Origin of the sequence: Cronobacter sakazakii (assembly GCF_000982825.1) — a bacterium.
In the GTDB taxonomy this organism is placed as follows: domain Bacteria; phylum Pseudomonadota; class Gammaproteobacteria; order Enterobacterales; family Enterobacteriaceae; genus Cronobacter; species Cronobacter sakazakii.
Genome location: NZ_CP011047.1, coordinates 2,611,612 through 2,632,394, shown reverse-complemented (window position 1 = coordinate 2,632,394; position 20,783 = coordinate 2,611,612). Strand labels below are relative to the sequence as shown.

Genomic DNA, 20,783 nt, shown 5'->3' with positions numbered 1-20,783 from the left:
TGATGTGCCAGTCAATCCTGGGATGCTAAAAACAAATTAACCCGGCGCTTCTGCTAAAGATCGCCGGGTTTTTTGTATCGTAAATTTACGCGCTGGCCTCACGGCTCGCGGGATCTCTCTGCTTCGGCTTTATCCAGTTGAGCGCTGGCTTCGTCAAAGCGGGCAAACCAGGCCATGGACGACGCTTTTTCAAACTGTAAGTTTTCATAGCCTGAAAAAAAGTGCAGGCCATTATGCCCGTCATACCGCACCGGGCGAATAAGCTGGTTTACCTTAATCAGGAGTGGCGATAACCCTTCCGTTTTCATGTCACCCAACGGCGGAGGAAGCTCTCCGGCCTTAAGAATCACACCGTTGCTGTAGGGCAACAGCCTGATTTCCGGCGTTTTAGCCAGGCGATGCGTTAACTGTTCTGTACCGCCCAGCTTTTCCAGCCACGGGGTGCCGAGAATGGTGTACCAGCAGGCGCCTTTTATACTATTCACTGCAACTCTGCCTTCAAGCGTACCAATAGAATCCACCATCACACCGAAGAAACGCTGCGCCAGGGCGTACTCATACGGGAACATTCGTTCACGCGAATAAGGAAGAATAAATGACAACCCGGCATAGCCGCTTTCCACGGCAAAGGTGTTACACAGCCACAGCAGCCAGCCTTCATATTGTGCTTTACCGTCAGGCTCTTTCAGCAGCGAGAGCGGAAATGTCAGTTTAATGACGGAGCGATCAGTATCTTTATGGAAGATACGTTTGCCCATAATTAATATACTGTAGTCAGGCGCTAAGAAGTCTTTCTCTGCGCTGCCCATATACCAGGAAAAGATCTCTTCAGGTGTTGAATCGATAATCTCCTGTCGCTTTCTGGCGTAATTTTTCTCAGTAATTCCAACCCAGTTTTGGGTGAGATGCTTTTTCAGATACGGCTTAAATTCCGTATAAAAGCGATCGACACACTCCACCATCCTGCGGCGCACGTCATGCGTATGCCCGTCCTTAAAAAATACCGTGATAATCAGACCAAGATTAACTGCCGGGCTGCCGTCTTTATATTTCACTGACGCTTCCGGCAGCCACTTCTCAAGGTAGTTCAGCTCAACATCCCGTAATACCATATCTGCTCCTTTTAACCGGCACCCAGTGCCGCTGCGCCTGCGCCACCGCCGAGAATTGTTACAAGGGTTTCCCAGGCGGTTATCGCCAGACGAATAATCAGAAGAAATGCGCTAATAATGGCCTCCGGAATACCCAGCGTCACTACCAGCGCGCCGACGCAAATAGTAATTACGGGCGATTTCATCCGCGCGGATAAGTCCGCTCATCATGAGCTGTTTAAGGTTCATCTGGTACGTTTTTCCACCTACTTTGATAATGCCTTTTACGCAATCTCCATACGGGCCAGCCGTTCTGACTTCCCATGAAAATGTCAGCCATCAATCGCGGGTAATAAAATTATTTTCTGTAAGTGAGGGTCTAATGACGGCCATTAATGAGGCTCCATCCATCTGATGCAAAAGAATTCGTTGGTAATACTATCGCCATTCCGTAGCGTCTGAACGTCATGCACAAACCATGAGTAAATTTCAGAAGGTGCGCGATCCCATTTCGGCGGAGCAGGTTCCCCTCGATAACCAAAGCCACCACAGTCGATAAAATATTGCGCTCTGATACAAGCGGGTTCGTAAACATTCTCGTAATAAACTGGCGGAAGATCCTGGTCATCCCTTAATTGCTGGTATGCCGCATCACGAACCTCATCAAGCCAACCCCAGTGCTTTTTAAGGATGGCAATATCCTCAACAATATCATCCGCTGCGCTTTTCGCCTGAGATGAAATGCCCAGCAGCCCGTTGGCGGCTTCATACGATCTGTAAATAGCGCTATGTTGCGCCTCAAGCAGTCGTAATCTTTTTCTGTATAGATAATACTGCGCACCCAGCCATTCAAAATAGCTATCAAGATGTCGATTCAATGCCTGATATGTCACACGTTTTGGCGGCACTGCACGCTGGTAACGCGCAGTCCATTCAGAGGCTGTTAACCCGTTAACGGTATCGCTCATCGCAAAATATGACCACACCATTGCGTCCGTCTGGTACAGAGAACTTAAATCGGGGAAAGGCACACCTGCTTTCATCGCTTCACGATACATCCGGTTAAGAGCTACACGGCTCAGTTCCGCGCTGGGTTTCTGCTCATCGGGTTTCAGCCCACCTCCGATATCTTCACTACATCCCGGCATCAGCTCTTCGCAATGACGATCATTTTGTCCTGTTCGGTAAAGACAGCGCCACGGTCTGCGTTCATGGGCTGCAACCAAATGCAGAGACTTTTTAACCTGCTCTGGTAGAGGGGACATATGATCAATATATTTACGTCCCAACATAGAACATATCGTAGCCGCTACTTTCGCAATACCTCCAGGAATAAACGCAGCGGCGGTACCGGCATATTCCATACCATTATTGCTACTTGCAGGCGTATCTCTTGAGCAATCAAATAATCCGGTAAAAACAATATCAATAGGCACCGACTCATAGATATACTGCTCGCCATTTTTCTTACATATTTAGGTCAATAACATATCAATAAACTGACGCGCTAACGTTGCGCCAAGATCATATCCGAAGAGTGAAATAGAAATGAGCTTAACAGGAATTTCTCCCGTGCTGACAGCCTCCTTAAAGGAAGAGGCAAAGCGTGCTTTCGCGCTTTCCAAGCGACTATCAACACCTGTCGCAAAGTTATAAGCCATGATGCGAGAGTCGCGTAGCCAGGGAGTCGCTTCCGTAACAATTTTCTTAAGGTTTCCCATATAAGATTGTTTAAGTGAATCAAGGCGCCCGACAGGAGACAGAAGTTTATTTCTCATTTCAGTCAACGTCTCTTTCGGGCTTTTACCCGATAGCGCGTCTTTGGCAAAATCTTCTGCCGCGTCTTTCGGGTCCGTGGGCAAACCGCCCTGATAATCATCGCGCGCCTTATTCATTTGAGACTGCAAAAACTCTGCGGGGTCGTCGTTAAAGGGCGTGCCTAAGCCGGAGATATAGTGTTTCTTATAATGAATAAAAGCATAATCAGTATTGTCTTTATCATCAGGGAAGGCTCGAAATAAACGCGCAATATTGCTTAACCGTTCATTAGGCGCATCCTGTTCAACATTATGCCCCACTCCATCAAAGAAAAAGCCAATATGCAAAACCCGGGAGCAACTCCCTAAGTTATACTGAATTGACTGGTTTGCACGGCTTGCCGTTGCAATTATTGCATCCATATCCATATGAGTTATTCCTTATCATCACCGGATAAATCAAAATTAGGATTATTTTTATCATAAGGCGACCAGGCATTATCGCTCCAGCCCAGCAACACTTTATCCCCCGGTAAAAAGTGCACATGAAGATCGTTTTCACCGCGCTTTCTCTCGGGCAGCGGAAGCACCACCCGGTGTTTTTCTGGCCGCATACCCGCTTCATATTGCGGACCGGTAACACTCAGCGTCCAGATAACCTCTGCTGAGGGCCCCTGAATTGAACCACAGCACGTTGTCGCACCTTCTCCGTAAGCGGAAGCATTACCTCCGGCTACACCATTTACACTGAACCCGAGAACAGGTCTATCCAGCCTGCTGTGAATTATTAGCGTCACCCCGCCCGCTGTCTCCCCCCAGTTTGCCACCCAAAACGTCCAGGCAAACATCAGGATAAAAGGGGTAAGTAAAAACCCCCATAGCCAGCGCTTACGCCGGGCGTAGAGTTGCGTTAGCTCGCTATCAGCACGCTTCTTCAGAAGGTTATATAACTCCATATGTTTTCCTTGAATTCATTAGCGCCAAAATCCCTTTTATCGAATCATCACGATTCAGACGCCCGGGATAACACGTTTGCCAGAGACTCCTTCCCGTTCACAACTCCGGGCAATAACGTGCGAACCGTCTCTGACTCCAGTATTTTCTTCCCGCCATTGAGATAACAAAGCGCATACAGTTGCTGGTCGGCGGGCGCATCCAGCCCGAAGCTTTTCGCCTTGTCCAGTGCCCTGATAACCATTCGTCGCTGCGTACATGCCGGGAAAGCGTGACTGGACGCCATTTTCCGCCATTCGCTCAGCACACTCTTCACCAGTGGATTATCCGCGATCTGCTGCCAGGTGGTTTCATCAAGCCGAATAATCGGGTCGTCGGCCCTTTCTGCTTGTGATGGTGCAATGTGAAGAGGTTGCCACTGCGTTTCTCCCGGTAACCACCACTGCGTGATGCCATCAAATAAACACGCATGCCAGCCATAATCTGCGCAGGTGGCAAGTACGGTAATGACATGATTTGCATAGAAGCGCACCAGCGTAGTGGCTCCTCCTGGCTGGACGATGGTGCAGGCGCGGGACAACTGAATTGCCAGAAAGGGGCGGTTGAGTGTGGAGACAATGACGGCCACACTGCCCGGCAGCGTGTTCATGTCGCTCTGTAGTTGCTCCGTACCATCGACTTCAAGCAGCCATGGTCCGTAATTCTGGAGTGCCGTAAGTTGCGGGTGAATATAGAGCGAGTGTAGTCTTTTATCGTTTTTATCCCTGAATGTCAGAAAATCGGCTTCCGGTTGCGCTCCTGCTTCAAAAATCAGGCTGATCTTTTCTTCCCTGGTCACACTCAGTGCCGTGAATAGCGCAGTATTGTTCATCGTTATAATCCCTCAATAATGGCATCATTCGCCTGAATCGCTTTAAGCAGACATGGAATGCAGATAGTGCTCTGTATCACCGGATGAATTTCGGGGAACGTCAGGGGCTGAGAGGCTGAACCACCAACAAACGTCCGCTCCACCTTGCGTAAATACGTGGCCGTCGTTCCGTACTCTATTTTCCCCTGCTCTATTTTCAGGTAGCTGCCGCCGCCAATCAGCGTCACCTTCTTTTTGCCGGCAAACAGCATATCGCCTGTCGAAACCAGACTTATTTTTTGCTGCGCGCTCAAAGACATCGTGCCGTTCTGTGCCTGAAACTGCACCGGGCCTTCACCGGAGATAACATTCAGTTTTCCCGTTCGGGCAAACAGGCCGATTTTTTCACCGGCGTTCAGGGTCATGTTTCCCATCGCGCCCATACTCAAAGAGCCTCCGGCATTCATTACCACATTCTTGCTGGCCGTCATCTGTAGATGTTCGCCGCTGGTGAACGCCGTTCCCTGCGGGCCGTGGAAATGCACCATCTGGTTTAACGGCTTTAACCGCGCATTAAACATCGCCATCTGGCTGGCAATATCTGCTTCCAGCGCCTGTGCCTGCGCTGCGGCGTCAGCTAACTGTTGGATCTGGTTAAGGCAAATTTCTATTTCTCTCTGCACCACCTCCCTCTCCAGCACCTCGCCTGCGGCTTTCGTCTGGCCTTCGGCGGTGACAAACAACCCTTTTGCCACGCGGATAACGCCATATTCATCCGTTCTGAGTTCAAAACCCGCGCCACGCTGTTGACTCTGTTCATTCGTGATGTGGCCCTGATTCAAAGAAGATGCACCGTATGGAGTGGTGAGCGCGACGTGCTCCTGCCCGCGCAGATCCTCCATCCGCAGTTCATTGCGCGCCGCTGTGCGCAGAATGTTCTGGCTGCGGTTGTCGCGCGTGACGATGTCGGCATGTTCAGCGTCGTGAAACGCATGGGCGATATAAGGGCGGTCGATATTGCCGTCGTCAAACGCAATGCTAACTTCGGTGCCGTCCAGAAGCGGCGTGTGCCAGCCAAAGGCATCACCCGCATACGGCTTTGCCTGACGAACCCACAGGTAGTGATAGCCAGGCTCAGCATCTTCACGGCTGAAATCCAGCTTCACCCGGTAGCGGCCTGTATCGTCCAGCCAGGCGTAGGTGTCATGCGGCTCACGGCTTTCAATACGGGCGGGCAGCGTACCGTGAATTTCCGGGCGGATAATCTCCACCGGGCGATAATTCACCCGCTCGGAATAAGGAATGCCCCACAGCGAGACATGCAGGCGCGTATCCCGCGCGGCGCGGTATGTTGCGAGCGTAATCAGCATCCCCTCTTTCAGCGCGGCTACCGGGCTTTCTGGCGTTTCCAGCACCTGCCCAGGCGTGAGATGCGAGGCGTTGCTCAAAAGATGCAGACGCGTAGCACTGTTCAGTTCGCGCTCATGGTGGATGCGCGCATAAAACGCGCCGCTCTCCGTTTCCGGCTCTGACGTCGCGTCGTCGCCCGCTTCAAGAAACGGCGCGCCATACCGGTAATGCTCGCCGGTGGTGATAGCCTCGCTCCTTACCGTCACGGCAGAATCCATCGGGGTATCAGCGGTGCGATAGTTGTAATCCCGGGTGCGTACCACGCCGGTGACTGTGTTCTGCCAGCACCGTACATCCCACACGGCGTCTTGCGCGCCGTCATACAGGCCGGATGGCTCCCGGTATGGCACGCTGACGCCGAACACACAGTTAAGCTGGCTGTCGCCAACGATGAGAGTTTCCAGTTGCGTCACCGCGTTCATTTCTGTGCGAAACCACACACCCACTTCGGAGAGAATGCGCTGAATAAATTCCAGATCGGTTTCCCGCCACTGGGTGATGAGTTCCCGCTGCGGATACGACCGCTCAAGGCGGAAATCAAAATCCGGCCCTTCCAGGCCGTGCGCGCGCAGTATCCGCTCCAGCAATTCAGGCACTGAGAGATTCTGGTAGACCGCGCAGCGGCGGGTCAGGCTCAGTAACGCCAGCCGCGAAGCGAGCGTCACCGCGTAGTGCGTCTGGTCTGCTGACGTTCCCAGCCATTCAAAACGGGTTATGACGCCATATACCACGCGGCCAGAAAGCATCTTCAGAGTGGCGTATTTCAAAAGAACGTCATCAGGCGCCAGGTCGCTCTGCGGAGCGGTGAATTCAATGCGCCATTGGTATGGCTCGCTAAGGGCTTCGCGCCCGTGAAAATTAAGTACGTCAGGCCTCACCCGGCTGTGGGCGATTTCAAGCGTATAACGGGAAGAAACACTGAATCCTTTACCGGAAATATCCATCCTTCATTCCTTTGAAAAACATTGCCGCGTCCGGCAATCGTCCGATCAGTTTTAATAACGAAAAAAAATAACAGGATAAGCCGCAAAAAATTCGGGTCAATCCGGAAAAAGGTAATAAATCATTTTTAGCCCGGTATATTTCGATGCGAATACTTGCTATAGCCATCACGCAGAAAAAACAATGCTTAATATTTATTTTTGACTACCAGAACATATAGCCAATAATATTTATCACGTGAATTAATTTATTAAATGAATAATGAAACTGAATGGATATATAAACAAAACTTTTCGGGGAGTAAGAAATACCGTTTCGCTGATAAGTAGCTTTCAGATGACGCATAACGAGTATAAAAAAGCCCGCTTTATAGCGGGCTTTTTGGCTTCAGGCTTACATCGCCTTCGGTTGCCCCGGCGGTGCGGGGGTGTCCAGTACCACGGGCCGCTTCGGCGGGCGTGGATATTTTTGCAGCCACTTGCCACTCACCATGCGCCAGTAGAAGAAGACGCCGCGCACGGCCCAGTCGAGGAACATGCCGAGCCACACGCCCACAACGCCCATACCGAGCACAATCCCGAGCGTATAGCCTGCCACGACGCGACAGCCCCACATGCCGAGCATCGACACCCACATCGCAAAGCGTGCGTCGCGCGCGCCTTTAAGCCCCGCCGGGAGCACCCACGAGGCCGCCCAGATCGGCATAAACGCCGCGTTGAGCCACAGCAGGACTTTTACAACCTCTTTCACATCGTCTTCATGGGTGTAAAACGAGGCAAACAGCCCGGCGAACGGCGCGCTCACCCAGGCGATGGCCGTCAGCATGATTGTCGAAAGCCAGAAGACGTGGCGCAGTTCGCGTTCCGCCTGGCCAATCTGGCCTTTGCCGAGACGTTTACCGGTGATAATAGTGGAAGCCGAGCCGAGCGCGTTCCCCGGCAGGTTAATCAGGGCGGCGACCGAGAACGCGATAAAGTTACCGGCAATCACGTTGGTTCCCATGCCCGCCACAAACATCTGCGTCAGCAGTTTGCCGCCGTTAAACAGCACCGATTCAATGCTCGCAGGCAGCCCGATGCCGAGCACTTCCCAGAGAATATTGAGCTTAAGCGGCGAGAAATAGCTTTTGAGCGAGATGCGCAGCGCCGGGTTAAAGCCGATCATCAGCACATAAAGAATGGCGATAGCGCCGATATAGCGCGAAATAGTCAGCCCCAGCCCGGCGCCGATAAAACCGAGGCCGTGCCAGGAAAACAGCCCGTAAATCAAAAAGCCGCTGATCACGATATTCAGGATGTTCATCCCGCCGTTAATCAGCAGCGGGATTTTGGTATTCCCCGCCCCGCGCAGCGCGCCGCTGCCGATAAGCGCGATGGCCGCCGCCGGGTAGCTCCAGGCAGTCAGTTGCAGGTAAATGAGCGCGAGTTCTTTGACCTGCGCCGTCGCCTCGCCCGCCACCACGTCAATGATGTATTCACCGGTCACATGCACCAGCGCCGCCAGCAGAATCGAGACGATAGTCATCAGCACCAGCGACTGCCTGGCCGCCGCCCTCGCCCGCTTGCGATCGCGCTTGCCAAGGCTGAACGCCACCACAACGGTCGTCCCTAAATCGACCGCAGCGAAAAAGGAGAGCACCACCATATTGAAGCTGTCGGCGAGGCCCACGCCCGCCATCGCTTCTTTGCCGAGCCAGCTTACAAGGAACGTGCTCAGCACGCCCATCAGCAGCACGCAGGTGTTTTCCAGCAAAATAGGCACAGCCAGCGGCGTGATTTCGCGCCAGAACAGAACCCGATAGCTTTTTCTTTTCTTGTACCAGGGCGTACGAGCGATAGCCTGGCGAACGGTGGTGGTTACACTCAAAATGAACCTGCGCGTGAAAGTTGAAACCTCATTTCAAATAATGAGTTAGAACCCGCATTCCTGCAAAGGCTTTCCAGAGATATTGTTGGAAAATAGCGCGTAATGTTCAGAGAATGTCCGAACACGCAGGCCGAAGGAAAATGGCATTTGACAATTGGCGCGGGGCCGCTATGATTAGCCTCCACACGATTCCTCTGTAGTTCAGTCGGTAGAACGGCGGACTGTTAATCCGTATGTCACTGGTTCGAGTCCAGTCAGAGGAGCCAGATTCAAAAAAGCCCGCTTTTTAGCGGGCTTTTTGCTTTTCTTGAGCGTACTGTCGCCAAACCTCCTCCCTCTATATTGTGACCTCACTGCTCCATAGATTCCGCGCATGATGCATTTTTTATAACGTAAACCCACATGTCATAAAAAACACTTAAAAATAAATCTCTGTGACGTCAGTAACTATCTGCATTGCATCGGGTACAACTCGCGGTTTGATAACGCCAGCATCACTCCGACACCGGAGAGATGTGCCCAAGCCAATGACATCGGCCGTAAGATTCAACGGCACACACCGGAGCATTGTCTGATCAATATTCCATTATTTTTTAAAGTTTAATATCCCCAAACGAAAGCAAGGCAGGCAGGGAATAAAAATGGGATTTTATCGTCGGCTCGAAAAAATAGATGCGGCAGTTAACCGGGGATATGCCCGCTGGGGAAAATGGGTCTGGTTTGGGTTATCACTCCCGGTGATGATTTACGCCGCCTGGCTGGTATGGGCAAGCATCTGGGGACCGCCAACCGGGGCGGTAACGCTGATAATTCATAGCGATCTTGATCGTCCGGTTCTGGGTTTTAGTGTTAATGGTGTGGCGGGTTCCAATGCATCGACCCATGGCGGTGGTGGTGCTACATGTTGCGGCAGCATTGAAGGTAAGACGGCAGAGGTTATCTGGACGTTGAGTACCACTCGCGCTCAGTATGATGCCGGAATGCGTAAAGAAACTCGCCGTGTCGTTATACCACTCCCGAAGCGTGAATGGGGCGAGGATAATTTACATGTCCATTTCTTACCGGGTGATAAAGTGCTACTGGGCTGGAGTAAGGATGCCTGGTCACCCTATGAGAAGCGCCCCGATAATATTAAACAACCAAAGAGTTAAAAGGGAAAACAATGGATATGGATATAGAAAGTCTGATACCGGCGGCGGCGTCTGATTAACATTTAATAATCATATAAACTACCTTAAAAATAAACGTCACACTGACAAGGAATAAAAATGGGATTATATAGTCGGCTCGAAAAAATAGATGCGGCAGTTAACCGGGGATATACCCGCTGGGGCAAATGGGTCTGGTTTGGGTTATCACTCCCGGTGATGATATACGCCATCTGGCTGGTACGGGCAAGCATCTGGGGGCCAACAACCGGGGCGGTAACGCTGATAATTCATAGCGAACTGGATCGCCCTATTAGAGGATTTAGTGTTAATGGCGTAGCGGGTTCTAATGCATCGGCCCATGGCGGTGGTGGAGCTACCTGTTGTGGCAGTATTGAGGGAGATACAGCAGAGGTTATTTGGACAGTAGATTACACCCTAGCGCAATATAACGCTGGAGTTCGAACTGAAGTGCATAAGATAAAAATACCACTGCCGAAGCGTGAATGGGGTGAAGATAATTTACATGTCCATTTCTTACCGGGTGATAAAGTGCTGCTGGGCTGGAGTAAGGATGCCTGGTCACCCTATGAAAAGCATCCGGAAAGTGTTAACCGCCAGAAAACCGAAGGGAGAAAATAATGGATATAGAAAGTCTGATAGCTGCTGCAAGCCGCGCCCAGCAGGACAGTGAGCATAACCTGGGAACTTGTTCATGTATCTGGCATATGGGTTTCTTTTTTGATGGCGTAGGCCGTAATCTCGAGCAGGATGCGCAGAATCGTCGTTTGAGTAATATTGCACGTTTATTTCGGGCATACCCTGATGAGAAACAGAACTCTTCTTTTAGTACCTATTCCAAGTTGTATTTTTCAGGTCTCGGCACCCCCTTCCATGAAGATCTAACCACAAAACTTCACACCCTTATGGATAGCGTGCAAGACACTACGCTGGATGATTTAAAAGATCAGCCCAAAGAGATGGCAAAAGACGCTGGTAAAGAAATACTGAAGGGTAATAACTGGTATGAGGTTCTAAAAGAGAGCGGTAAGAAACTGCTTAACCCTACCGAATGGCGCAATCTGGTGACGGGTACTGGTACTGATATCGTAAAGAAAGTCGGTATTGAAGCAACACCCTGTATACGTGATAACCCGCTGGTGGCTGATATTCTGGTTACGGGAGTAGATACACGGATAACGTCTGCCAAGGTGCGTTTTAAAGAATATTTTGAAAGAGCCAAAGCCAGTAGCGAAGTTCCCATCAAACTTATCTCCGTCTCCCTGTTTGGTTTCGATCTGGGCGCCACGCTGTTGCGGAAATTTATTGATGAATTTCTGAGCGAGATGTGCCAGAAGCAAGGCGACAGCTACACCTGGCAGGGTATTCCGGTAGATATTATTTTTACCGGGCTGTTTGACTGTTCGCGGGATACTGCCGCCAGCAGCAATAATGGCCTGGACTACTTTATTAGCGCCGCTGGCGGGCCATTACGCTCGCTCAGCGTGATGTTTGGCAGAAAATATATCGACCACTTTTCGGTATTACCGGAGGCGGTAAAAAATGCGCTGCACCTGGTAGCGGCGCATGAGCGGCGAGTATGGCGGTGCCTGTACCGGCTTGGCAGTAACCATCCCAGGCATCGGGAAGAGCTAATGCCGGGCTGTAGCGAAGATATCGGCGGTGGGCTGAAACCCGGCGAGCAGAAACCCAGTGCAGAGTTATGCCGGGTCGCGCTGCAGCGTATGTACCGGGAAGCGACGATGGCTGGCGTGCCGTTTCCTGATTTCCGGACATTACGACAAGACAACCCGGTCATCGCAGAATATTTCATCATGCAGGATAACGTTAACAACGCGTCCGTAGAGCAGTGGGTGCAGCGTTATCAAAAAGCTGTGCGGTACAAAGCCGTCAGCCCTTCCACGCAAAACCTGCATCTTGACAGCTATTTTGAGTGGCTGGGGCTGCAATATTATCAGTACCGCTGTGAGCGCCAGCAGCTGGAGAAGCATCAGGCAGAAATCACGCTGGCGGCGGGCAGTAGCGCCGGGCTGCTGGGAATAACTCCGCAGGGCAAGGAGCAGGCGATGAATGTCCAAGATAAAATAGAAGTCCTGGACCGCCACTGGGGCTGGTTAAATGAAATTAATGATGCCGCTCACGCATTGATTAACACGATTGAAAACCCCGGCCCGCGCGACACACAGATGCGGCTTTTCCCGGATGTTTACGAGCCAGCCTACCAGCGGGCGAAGTGGTTTCACCAGTGCAGGATTAACGCCTATCTCGGAGAAGCGCCACCGCAGCCGTGGTTTACTGCGACGCCGGAAATATTCGCTTATTTTGTCCATGACCTCATCACGGTTGACAGAGGGGCAAGCATTTCGCGGGATTTTCTGGTGGTACGCGCATCGGAAATTCCTCAGGCTGAGTAAGCGGAAAAGACAATACGGCGTTTAGCTTATCAGGCTATTCATGGCAAAAGCGCACCCGCTAAAAAAGATTCAAAAAAGCCCGCTTTTTAGCGGGCTTTTTGCTTTTGGATGCTCGCTCGGCAATCGAGACATCCGCCATACCGCAGAAATAAAAAAACCGCCGAAGCGGTTTTTTTTACTTATTCTTCGCCTTTCGGCTCGTGCACTTTCAGCTCGCCCATCGCTTTGAGCTTTTTAGAAATCTCGCGGCGCTCTTTGGAGATCTCGGCGTTTTTGATGATGTAGTCATCAACACGGTCTTCGTAGTCGCTCTTCATGCTGGCGATAATGCCCTGAATGGCTTCCACGCTCATGCCCGGTTTGATGTAATCGCTCAGGTTGTCGAGCAGCAGTACGCGCTTCTGGTTGTCACGAATTTTCTTCTCGACGTCCTGAATTTCACGCTGCAGCTTGTTCTTACGGCGGAACAGACGCACGAACTCAAGAACGTCCTGGAATGAAGGTTTGCTGTTTTCCATTTTTACACCCCTACTGAATTTAAGACTCGGATTCGTTTAAACAACCGCATGGCGTAAACCTTACTGTCAGCGGCGGTTGATGACAATGGTTTTATCCCGTTCAGGATGCCTGTGGTTATCATAGCCTGAAACGGTGCTGAATCGAAACAAGCGCCGGTCGTCTGCGGATTATTTGCGCAGCGCCCGGCAAATCAGCTGTGAAAGGCGCTCCAGCTGCTGCGCCAGTTCCATGCTCAACCATACATAGCCGTGAATCGGCGTTTCCACCAGTGCCCCCTGCTGCCCTTCGCTCATCAGCGCGCGCAGCTCCTGGGCTATCTCCGCGAGTTTCTCGCGGTTGGCCATCACCGGCGACGGGTTCCCTTCGCGCAGCGCCTGTGCAATCGCCGCCAGCGTGTTCTCGGTCATCTGCTGCGAATCGCGCAGGGTACGGGCGTTAATCATCAGGAAGTGACTTTCGCGCGAGGCCCACCAGGCGTTGATCTGCATCTCAAGCGTACAGACCATATTGCGGCTGGTGGTCTGGATAGCCTCGAAAATGGCGCGCTGAATGTGCGTTTCCTTGCTGGCGGGCGTGATAAACGCACGCAGCTTCACGACGCTGCCGAGGATATTCTGGAGCGGCTTATCGAGCCGCGGGCGCTCCACCAGGTTTGGCGACAGCCCGGCGTGATAAATCTTCGCGAAATCGCCGACAAAATTCGCCATCTGGATACGCCAGTGAATAAACGCCCGCTGCGGCCAGAGACTCGTAAAGAGCATCGCCAGCAGCGAGCCGAAAATCACGTCGCCGCCGCGCCAGAGCGCGACCAGCATGTCGCCCTGCGGCGCGCCGACCACCACAGAAAGCGTGATGCCAATCAGCAGCGCCTGATAAGGCCGCTTGCCGAGCGCCAGAAAGCCGCACAGAAACATCGCCAGCGCGCACCACAACAGCATCAATGGCAGCGACCAGCTTTCAAGTTGCAGCGCCACCAGCCCCAGCGCCGCGCCGAGAATAGTGCCGCCAATGCGCTCAAAGGCGCGCGGAACCACGTTGCCCCAGAATGAGATTGGCCCCATCACCACCACCAGCGTGATGAGCGGCCAGGTGCCTTCCGGCACGTTCAGCATCCGCACCAGTAAAAACGTCAGGATAAACGCCAGCGCAATGCGCACGCCGTGCACGATGCGGTAATGCTGGTAGAGACGGATTTCAAAAGAGGAGAGCGATTTATCGGCACGCACGCTGACTTTCCCGTTAACAGCCTTGATGAAACGTCGCTTCAGGCGAAACGCCTGAAAATAAGGGGCGCTATTTTCTGACAAAAATCGGGGAAAAGCTGTAACTTTTCAGAGAAGTCGTACGAATTATCGAAGAATTAACGTTATTTTGCCATTTACTTAACAAAAAGCGCGCCCGCCGCCATCGCGGGGGCGCGACTGCGTTATTCGCCGGAGGTCTGAACCGGGATATACATGTCGATGTCCCAGTAGCCGTCGCGCTTGCCATCGTTGAGGTAAATCTCAAAACACGGGCGCGCGGCCATCTGGTAGCGCACGTCCTGATGCAGACGCGTAAAGAACGCGAGCCACGGCGTGCCGAAATCGTTGTTCTCAACACGGGCGCGCGCCACCGCGTACTGGCCGCCCGGCAGGTCCGTCAGGATCACGCCGACGCTGTTTTCCGGCAGGGTGAAATCCGCCGGCACTTCAACCACCGTATCGGCGCGCAGTTTCTCCGGGGCGACCTGCTGCGGATTATCGTAATAAACCGCCAGCCACGCCTGCGGCTGGATATGAAAGTTATCCACCCACAAAGAGAGCTGTTCAAACCCCTGCGGCACCGTTTTCTCCCACGGGCCGACCAGATGAAAACCGGCGATTTTACGCGTTAAGACATGCTCGATGGTGTAATCCATGTTCACTCCTCGCTGTTCAAAATAGCGAGTATAGTGTGCGGCGCTCACGCGGGTGTCTGTGAGCGCCTTCGCGTTGGGAAAAAACGCTTACAGGGTCAGATGCAGCCAGTCGCCAAAGCGCGAGAAGACGCCGCCCTTTTTCACCTTCTCAAGCGCCACCAGCGGCATACGCGCAATAATCGTATCGCCATTGTAGAGTTCTATCTCGCCCACTCTTTCATTCGCGTCCAGCGGCGCGTCGAGGCGCTCGCGATCGAGCAGATATTTCGCCTTCACGTTCGCGAGCTGCGCCTTCGGCAGCGTCAGCCAGAAGTCGCGATCGGTGCCGACGGCTACCTGTTCGTTTTTGCCGTACCAGACGCGCTCGGTGCCCACTTTCTTGCCCTTTTGCAGGATCTCCACGGTATCGAAAGTCTGCTGGCCCCAGTGCAGCAGTTTACGCGCCTGATCTTCGCGCCCTTTCGGGCTGTCAGCGCCCATAATCACCGCGATCAGGCGGCGCTTACCGTCAACGCTGGAGGCTATCAGGTTAAAGCCCGCGCCGGAGGTGTGGCCGGTTTTCAGTCCGTCAACATTGAGCGTTTTATCCCACAGCAGGCCGTTGCGGTTCTGCTGGGTGATGCCATTCCAGGTGAGGCTCTTTTCGCTATACATATGGTAAAACGCCGGCTCGCCGTGGATGATGGCGCGCGATAATACCGCCAGATCGTAAGCGGAGCTGTGCTGCCCCGGCGCGTCCAGCCCGTGCACGGTTTCAAAATGCGTATCTTTCAGGCCGAGCTTCTGAACGTAGTCATTCATCATCGCAACGAACTGCGGCTGGCCGCCCGCCACGTAATCGGCCAGCGCCACACAGGCGTCATTGCCGGAATCGACAATCAGGCCGCGGCTGAGGTCCCGCACCGTGACGCGATCGCCCGCCTTCAGGAACATCAGCGATGAGCCCTCAAACACCGGGTTATCTTTCGCCCAGGCGTCCTTCCCGACCGTCACCACGTCATCTGGCGTGATGCGATGGCTGTCGATGGCGCGATCCACCACATAGCCGGTCATTAATTTGGTGAGACTTGCCGGGTTACGCTGTTGATGCTCGTTATTCGCCGCCAGTATTTGTCCGGTCGTATAGTCCATCAACACATAGCTGCCCGCCATAATGGCTGGCGGTTGCGGCATGGAAAGCGCGGCGGCGTTCGCCTGCGCGGTAATACCGGCCAGCATGATGCAGGAAACGGCAATCATTGGTCTAAATTTCAACAGCATATCCTCTGTAACTTCGCGATGGGGCGCCTTTTTTACGGCAGTTTTTATTTCCTTGCTCCGCTAAATTGCAAGGAAATATGAATAAGACGCGTCTTAACTAAAACTTCCACCGTTTCGTTTACCTGCCGATAACATGCTGCGGAAAATCTGATAATAAACATTTCACGTACTGTTCCGATTGTTATAAAGGCCGACTCTTTTTAGCCTGGTGACTTTTAAAAGGCTGAGGAGAAGGGTATGGCGCAGGGTAAAAGCTGGTCGCCGGAGCTTGAGGGGTTACGCGGTCTCGCGTCGCTGTGGGTGCTGCTGGGGCATATTTGTCTGCTGGTGCAGTGCCGCATTCCCCTGTTATACGATCCGGGTATGGGCGTCGATCTGTTTATTTTGCTGTCGGGCTTTCTGATGGCGAAGAATTATATGGAGCGTCGGGACATTGAGCCGTGGACCAGTGGCCATACTATGCGTAATTTCTGGCTGCGCCGTTTTTTCCGTATCGCGCCGCTCTATTATTTCCTTCTGCTGTTAGCGCTTATTTTCGGCGCGGCGTTCGGCGAATGGCGCGATGTGATAGCTCAGGCCTGGCCATCAACGCAGACCGAAAGCCAGCGCTATGCCGATACGTCCGCGGGCAATATTCTCGCGCATATTTCGTTTGTCTTCGGCGCTATCCCTTATTATTCGTTCCGCACGGTCTTGCCGGACTGGAGCATCGGGCTCGAAATGCAGTTCTACGTGCTGTTCCCGTTCATTATGCTGCTGGTGATGCGCTGGGGATTCTTTGCCGCCGCCTTCGCGGTAATGGTGGCCTGCTTTGCGGCGCGCTGGGCATTTCCGGGGTATTTTGAGGCGTTCCCGATGCCTTCGATGATCCTGATTAAGCTGCCGCTGTTTGTCGCAGGCATGCTGATAGCCGCCGCCGTGCGCGAGAGCCGCCGCCTGTTGCTGCTGCTGGCGTTCCTGGCGCCGGTACTCGCCTGGCAGATGCATATCGCGGTGACGCCGGTTCGCCTCATCGCCCAGTGCGTGATGATTGCCGGGCTCGGCGCGCTGCTGTGGCAGGCGCAAGCGGGCTCGCTGCTGCATCAGGCGATGCGGCTGCCGCGCTGGCTGTTGACGCGCCGTATCAGCCAGTTCCTTGGCGATGTCTCCTATTCGGTCTATCTGCTGCATCTGATGATTGTGATTCCGGTCATCGGCCTGCTGGTGGAGCACAGCGCGTTTGAGGAGTACGCCTCGCCGGTGCGCCTGCTCATCGCCGCCGCCATCAGCCTGCCGGTGACGTACGCGCTGGCGACGGTTCTTTTCCATCGCGTGGAGAAACCGGGCATTGCGCTCGGCAAACGGCTGATTACCCGCAAACCGGTGCAGCCGGAGCAGGTCATGCCTTGAGGCCGCTGCCACTTCTTCCTGAGAGGGCTATGGTTTACCATAGCCCTGTTTTTTTTACTTACTCTGGATGGTGACCTGGTGTCTGATTCTGCCGCGCAACCGACTTTTCTGTTCCACGATTACGAAACCTTCGGCAAAAGCCCCTCGCTGGATCGCCCGGCGCAGTTCGCTGCCCTGCGCACCGATGAGAATTTCACGGTTATCGGCGAGCCGGACGTCTTTTACTGCAAGCCCGCCGACGATTATCTCCCTCAACCAGAAGCGGTACTGATAACCGGTATTACGCCGCAGGTGGCGCGCGCGCGCGGCGAAAACGAAGCGGAATTCGCAAGACGCATCCACGCGCTGTTCACCGTGCCAAAAACCTGCGTGGTCGGCTATAACAACGTGCGCTTCGATGACGAAGTGACGCGCAATATTTTCTATCGCAACTTCTACGACCCTTACGCCTGGAGCTGGCAGAACGATAACTCGCGCTGGGATCTGCTGGATGTGATGCGCGCCTGCTACGCGCTGCGCCCGGAAGGCATCGTCTGGCCGGAGAACAGCGACGGGCTGCCGAGCTTTCGCCTTGAGCATTTAACCGTCGCCAACGGGATTGAACACGCCAACGCGCACGACGCGATGGCGGATGTGTACGCCACCATCGCCATGGCGCAGCTGGTGAAAACCCGCCAGCCGCGGATGTTCGATTATCTCTACACCTACCGCAGTAAGCAGAAGCTGGCGACGCTGATTGATACCGTTCAGATGAAGCCGCTGGTGCACGTTTCCGGCATGTTTGGTGCATGGCGCGGCAATACGAGCTGGATAGCGCCCGTCGCCTGGCACCCGGACAACCGTAACGCGGTAATTGTGGTGGATCTGGCAGGCGATATCAGCCCGCTGCTTGAGCTGAACGCCGACGATCTGCGCGAGCGGCTCTACACGCCGAAAGCGGCGCTCGGCGACGCGAGCGCGGTGCCAGTGAAGCTGGTGCAGCTTAATAAATGCCCGGTGCTGGCGCAGGCCAATACGCTGCGCCCGGAAGATGCCGAGCGTCTTGGCATCGACCGTCAGCACTGCCTGAATAATCTCAAGGTGCTTCGCGATTCGCCGCAGGTGCGCGAAAAACTGGTGGCGCTGTTTGCCGACGCGCCGCCGTTCCCACCTACCGATAATGTGGATGCGCAGCTCTACGACGGCTTTTTCAGCGACGCCGATCGCGCCGCCATGCGTATTGTGCTGGAGACGCCGCCGCAGAATCTGCCGGCGCTCGATATTACATTCGTGGATAAGCGAATCGAGAAGCTGCTGTTTAATTACCGGGCGCGTAATTTCCCCGGCACGCTCAGCGAGCAGGAACAAGCGCGCTGGCTGGCGCATCGCCGTGACGTGTTTACGCCGGAATTCCTGCAGGCCTACGCCCAGGAGTTAGAGATGCTCTACAACCAGTACGAGAGCGACAAAGAGAAGACGGCGCTGCTGAAAGCGTTGTATCAGTACGCGCAGGAGATTGTCGGGTAAGCGCGGGGGATACCGGCGTGACGGGATATGGCGGGTGCGCTTCGCTTACCCGCCCTACCTATTCCCAACCGAAACGCTCACTCGTAGGGCGGGTAAGCGAAGCGCACCCGCCGCCCCGACCCATCGAAATCCCAATCCACCGCCCCGGCCCATCGACATCCCAACCCGCCGCCCCAAAAACTAACGGCAATAAAAAAGGCTCCCTTCGTGGAGCCTTTCCGTTATGCGTGTATCGCGGTAATTACGCGATATCTTCACGATACTGCGGTACCGGGTTACGGAAGCTGCGGGTCACGCACGCCAGATAAACCACACCGATACCGGCCCAGATCAGGCCCAGCACCATGGAGCTTTCTTCCAGGTTCAGCCACAGGGCACCTACGGTCAGCGCGCCGCACACCGGCAGCAGCAGGTAGGTGAAGTGGTCTTTCAGCGTCTTGTTGCGGCCTTCGCGGATCCAGAACTGTGAAATCACAGACAGGTTCACGAAGGTAAACGCCACCAGCGCACCAAAGTTAATCAGCGCGGTCGCCATTACCAGGTCGAAGTTAATCGCCATCAGCGCAATCGCGCCCACCAGCACCACGTTCAGCGCCGGGGTACGCCATTTCGGATGCACGTAACCGAAGAAGCGGTTCGGGAACACGCCGTCACGGCCCATCACATACATCAGACGCGCAACGCCTGCGTGCGCCGCCATACCGGACGCCAGTACGGTCACGGTAGAGAAAATCAGCGCGCCGACCTGGAAGGCTTTACCTGCCACGTAGAGCATGATTTCCGGCTGGGACGCATCCGGATCTTTAAAGCGCGAGATATCCGGGAAGTAGAGCTGGATAAAGTAAGTCGCGAAGATAAAGATCAGGCCGCCGATCAGCGCGGTCAGGAAGATAGCGCGCGGAATCACACGTTCAGCGTCTTTGGTCTCTTCCGACAGGTTGCTGATGCCATCAAAGCCGGTAAACGAGAAGCACAGAATGGTCGCCCCGGTGATCATCGGGATGACGTGCGCATTCTCAGACCAGAACGGACGTGAACTGGTCAGCGTACCCGCGCCTTCGCCGTGCGCAACACCGTAAATCACCATGCCCAGAATCACGGCGATCAGCACCACCTGCAGCACCACGATAATGGTGTTGAAGTTCGCCACGCCTTTAAGCGTACGCATGTTGAAAACGGTCATGAACGCGACCAGCAGCACCACGAAAATCCATGACGGGATTTCCGGCACCAGCGCTTCAAAGTAAATTTTCGCGAGCAGAATGTTGATCATCGGCGCGAAGAGGTAATCGAGCAGCGACGACCAGCCCACCATGAAGCCCACGGTCGGGTTAATCGCTTTCTGCGCGTAGGTGTACGCCGAGCCCGCAGACGGGAAGCGTTTCACCAGTTTACCGTAGCTCAGCGCGGTAAAGAGGATAGCGACCAGCGCGAAGGCATAGGCGGTCGGCACGTGACCGTCCGTCAGGCCAGATACAATACCGAACGTATCGAACAGCGTCATAGGTTGCATATAGGCGAGGCCCATCATCACAACCGGAATTAGCGTAAGTGTTTTACGTAACTCCACGCGAGGGGTGTTACCTTGAGTGACGTTATGCGACATGGTTATTTCCCCCTACGGCGAAAGCCGTCGCAAAAGCAAAAAATTGCCCCATCTTCTGTTTTTCCTCAGCGACACGACTGTCGATTTTTAAGTAAGTATCTATCCGGTACGAAGCCCGGCCTCTTCATTTAATAAGGATGACTCTGAATG

Annotated in this window: 18 protein-coding genes, 1 tRNA gene and 1 pseudogene; 6 read left to right on the top strand and 14 right to left on the bottom strand. The window is 53.7% G+C overall.

Annotated features, from left to right (window positions below):
* Positions 1-101 precede the first annotated feature (101 nt).
* The 8 genes and pseudogenes from CSK29544_RS12525 to CSK29544_RS12500 form a co-directional block, all read right to left on the bottom strand.
* A pseudogene (locus tag CSK29544_RS12525) lies at positions 102-1,112 on the bottom strand (DUF3396 domain-containing protein); the annotation flags it as partial.
* Positions 1,113-1,123: 11 nt separating this feature from the next.
* Positions 1,124-1,297: a hypothetical protein gene (locus CSK29544_RS24270; protein WP_007900646.1), complete on the bottom strand. Its 174-nt coding sequence runs from the start codon at positions 1,295-1,297 to the stop codon at positions 1,124-1,126.
* 186 nt (positions 1,298-1,483) lie between these two features.
* Positions 1,484-2,527 carry a T6SS phospholipase effector Tle1-like catalytic domain-containing protein gene (locus tag CSK29544_RS25100; RefSeq protein ID WP_165689120.1) on the bottom strand — a complete coding sequence of 348 codons (1,044 nt, stop codon included), beginning with the start codon at positions 2,525-2,527 and terminating at the stop codon, positions 1,484-1,486.
* A 39-nt stretch (positions 2,528-2,566) separates the two neighbouring features.
* On the bottom strand, positions 2,567-3,277 hold the full coding sequence (locus tag CSK29544_RS25095; RefSeq protein ID WP_085001333.1) for a T6SS phospholipase effector Tle1-like catalytic domain-containing protein: 711 nt from the start codon (positions 3,275-3,277) through the stop codon (positions 2,567-2,569).
* 5 nt (positions 3,278-3,282) lie between these two features.
* Positions 3,283-3,804, bottom strand: a complete 522-nt coding sequence (locus CSK29544_RS12515; RefSeq protein WP_029039266.1) for a DUF3304 domain-containing protein — start codon at positions 3,802-3,804, stop codon at positions 3,283-3,285.
* 47 nt (positions 3,805-3,851) lie between these two features.
* Positions 3,852-4,673 carry a DUF4123 domain-containing protein gene (locus tag CSK29544_RS12510; protein WP_032976299.1) on the bottom strand — a complete coding sequence of 274 codons (822 nt, stop codon included), beginning with the start codon at positions 4,671-4,673 and terminating at the stop codon, positions 3,852-3,854.
* Between the two features lie 2 nt (positions 4,674-4,675).
* A complete protein-coding gene (locus CSK29544_RS12505) occupies positions 4,676-7,006 on the bottom strand; it encodes a type VI secretion system Vgr family protein (RefSeq protein ID WP_007900631.1) in 2,331 nt (776 codons plus the stop codon).
* Positions 7,007-7,397: 391 nt separating this feature from the next.
* Positions 7,398-8,870: an EmmdR/YeeO family multidrug/toxin efflux MATE transporter gene (locus CSK29544_RS12500; RefSeq protein ID WP_029039267.1), complete on the bottom strand. Its 1,473-nt coding sequence runs from the start codon at positions 8,868-8,870 to the stop codon at positions 7,398-7,400.
* 190 nt (positions 8,871-9,060) lie between these two features.
* On the opposite strand from CSK29544_RS12500, the gene CSK29544_RS12495 reads away from it, so the two are divergent.
* The 4 genes from CSK29544_RS12495 to CSK29544_RS12480 all read left to right on the top strand — a co-directional run bounded on the left by CSK29544_RS12495 (position 9,061) and on the right by CSK29544_RS12480 (position 12,453).
* Positions 9,061-9,136 (top strand) — tRNA-Asn (locus CSK29544_RS12495).
* A gap of 375 nt (positions 9,137-9,511) precedes the next feature.
* A complete protein-coding gene (locus CSK29544_RS12490) occupies positions 9,512-10,021 on the top strand; it encodes a DUF3304 domain-containing protein (RefSeq protein ID WP_029039268.1) in 510 nt (169 codons plus the stop codon).
* A gap of 117 nt (positions 10,022-10,138) precedes the next feature.
* Complete coding sequence (locus CSK29544_RS12485; RefSeq protein WP_029039269.1) at positions 10,139-10,660, top strand: DUF3304 domain-containing protein; 522 nt, start codon at positions 10,139-10,141, stop codon at positions 10,658-10,660.
* Positions 10,660-12,453, top strand: a complete 1,794-nt coding sequence (locus CSK29544_RS12480; protein ID WP_007900626.1) for a T6SS phospholipase effector Tle1-like catalytic domain-containing protein — start codon at positions 10,660-10,662, stop codon at positions 12,451-12,453. The genes CSK29544_RS12485 and CSK29544_RS12480 overlap by 1 nt, the downstream gene beginning before the upstream one ends.
* A 179-nt stretch (positions 12,454-12,632) precedes the next feature.
* Here the strand turns inward: CSK29544_RS12480 and CSK29544_RS12475 are convergent, their stop codons facing one another.
* From CSK29544_RS12475 to dacD, 4 genes are all read right to left on the bottom strand, one after another.
* Positions 12,633-12,971, bottom strand: coding sequence for a DUF496 family protein (locus CSK29544_RS12475; protein WP_004385327.1), 339 nt, complete (start codon positions 12,969-12,971; stop codon positions 12,633-12,635).
* A gap of 168 nt (positions 12,972-13,139) precedes the next feature.
* Positions 13,140-14,198: an FUSC family protein gene (locus tag CSK29544_RS12470; protein WP_029039270.1), complete on the bottom strand. Its 1,059-nt coding sequence runs from the start codon at positions 14,196-14,198 to the stop codon at positions 13,140-13,142.
* A 200-nt stretch (positions 14,199-14,398) separates the two neighbouring features.
* Positions 14,399-14,872 carry a DNA gyrase inhibitor SbmC gene (sbmC, locus tag CSK29544_RS12465; RefSeq protein ID WP_004385325.1) on the bottom strand — a complete coding sequence of 158 codons (474 nt, stop codon included), beginning with the start codon at positions 14,870-14,872 and terminating at the stop codon, positions 14,399-14,401.
* Between the two features lie 87 nt (positions 14,873-14,959).
* Positions 14,960-16,126 (bottom strand): serine-type D-Ala-D-Ala carboxypeptidase DacD, encoded by a 1,167-nt coding sequence (gene dacD, locus CSK29544_RS12460; protein ID WP_029039271.1) that lies wholly within the window; start codon positions 16,124-16,126, stop codon positions 14,960-14,962.
* Positions 16,127-16,369: 243 nt separating this feature from the next.
* Here dacD and CSK29544_RS12455 point away from each other — a divergent pair, with 243 nt between their 5' ends.
* Both CSK29544_RS12455 and sbcB read left to right on the top strand, forming a co-directional pair.
* The gene (locus CSK29544_RS12455; RefSeq protein ID WP_029039272.1) at positions 16,370-17,521 is read left to right on the top strand and encodes an acyltransferase family protein; all 1,152 of its coding nucleotides are present in this window, start codon (positions 16,370-16,372) and stop codon (positions 17,519-17,521) included.
* Positions 17,522-17,599: 78 nt separating this feature from the next.
* Positions 17,600-19,027, top strand: coding sequence for an exodeoxyribonuclease I (gene sbcB / locus CSK29544_RS12450; protein ID WP_007900615.1), 1,428 nt, complete (start codon positions 17,600-17,602; stop codon positions 19,025-19,027).
* A 241-nt stretch (positions 19,028-19,268) separates the two neighbouring features.
* Here sbcB and CSK29544_RS12445 read toward each other — a convergent pair whose 3' ends face one another.
* Positions 19,269-20,633, bottom strand: a complete 1,365-nt coding sequence (locus tag CSK29544_RS12445; protein ID WP_029039273.1) for an APC family permease — start codon at positions 20,631-20,633, stop codon at positions 19,269-19,271.
* On the bottom strand, positions 20,623-20,685 hold the full coding sequence (yoeI, locus tag CSK29544_RS25165; RefSeq protein ID WP_097573616.1) for a membrane protein YoeI: 63 nt from the start codon (positions 20,683-20,685) through the stop codon (positions 20,623-20,625). The genes CSK29544_RS12445 and yoeI overlap by 11 nt, the downstream gene beginning before the upstream one ends.
* Positions 20,686-20,783: the final 98 nt, after the last annotated feature.

Bases quoted from the DNA above. Each gene is read 5' to 3' on its own strand.
- CSK29544_RS12515 (WP_029039266.1), bottom strand. From the start codon at position 3,804: ATGGAGTTATATAACCTTCTGAAGAAGCGTGCTGATAGCGAGCTAACG.
- CSK29544_RS12505 (WP_007900631.1), bottom strand. From the start codon at position 7,006: ATGGATATTTCCGGTAAAGGATTCAGTGTTTCTTCCCGTTATACGCTT.
- CSK29544_RS12490 (WP_029039268.1), top strand. From the start codon at position 9,512: ATGGGATTTTATCGTCGGCTCGAAAAAATAGATGCGGCAGTTAACCGG.
- CSK29544_RS12445 (WP_029039273.1), bottom strand. From the start codon at position 20,633: ATGTCGCATAACGTCACTCAAGGTAACACCCCTCGCGTGGAGTTACGT.
- CSK29544_RS25095 (WP_085001333.1), bottom strand. From the start codon at position 3,277: ATGGATATGGATGCAATAATTGCAACGGCAAGCCGTGCAAACCAGTCA.
- CSK29544_RS24270 (WP_007900646.1), bottom strand. From the start codon at position 1,297: ATGAAATCGCCCGTAATTACTATTTGCGTCGGCGCGCTGGTAGTGACG.
- CSK29544_RS12480 (WP_007900626.1), top strand. From the start codon at position 10,660: ATGGATATAGAAAGTCTGATAGCTGCTGCAAGCCGCGCCCAGCAGGAC.
- sbmC (WP_004385325.1), bottom strand. From the start codon at position 14,872: ATGGATTACACCATCGAGCATGTCTTAACGCGTAAAATCGCCGGTTTT.
- CSK29544_RS12510 (WP_032976299.1), bottom strand. From the start codon at position 4,673: ATGAACAATACTGCGCTATTCACGGCACTGAGTGTGACCAGGGAAGAA.
- CSK29544_RS12475 (WP_004385327.1), bottom strand. From the start codon at position 12,971: ATGGAAAACAGCAAACCTTCATTCCAGGACGTTCTTGAGTTCGTGCGT.
- CSK29544_RS12485 (WP_029039269.1), top strand. From the start codon at position 10,139: ATGGGATTATATAGTCGGCTCGAAAAAATAGATGCGGCAGTTAACCGG.
- CSK29544_RS12455 (WP_029039272.1), top strand. From the start codon at position 16,370: ATGGCGCAGGGTAAAAGCTGGTCGCCGGAGCTTGAGGGGTTACGCGGT.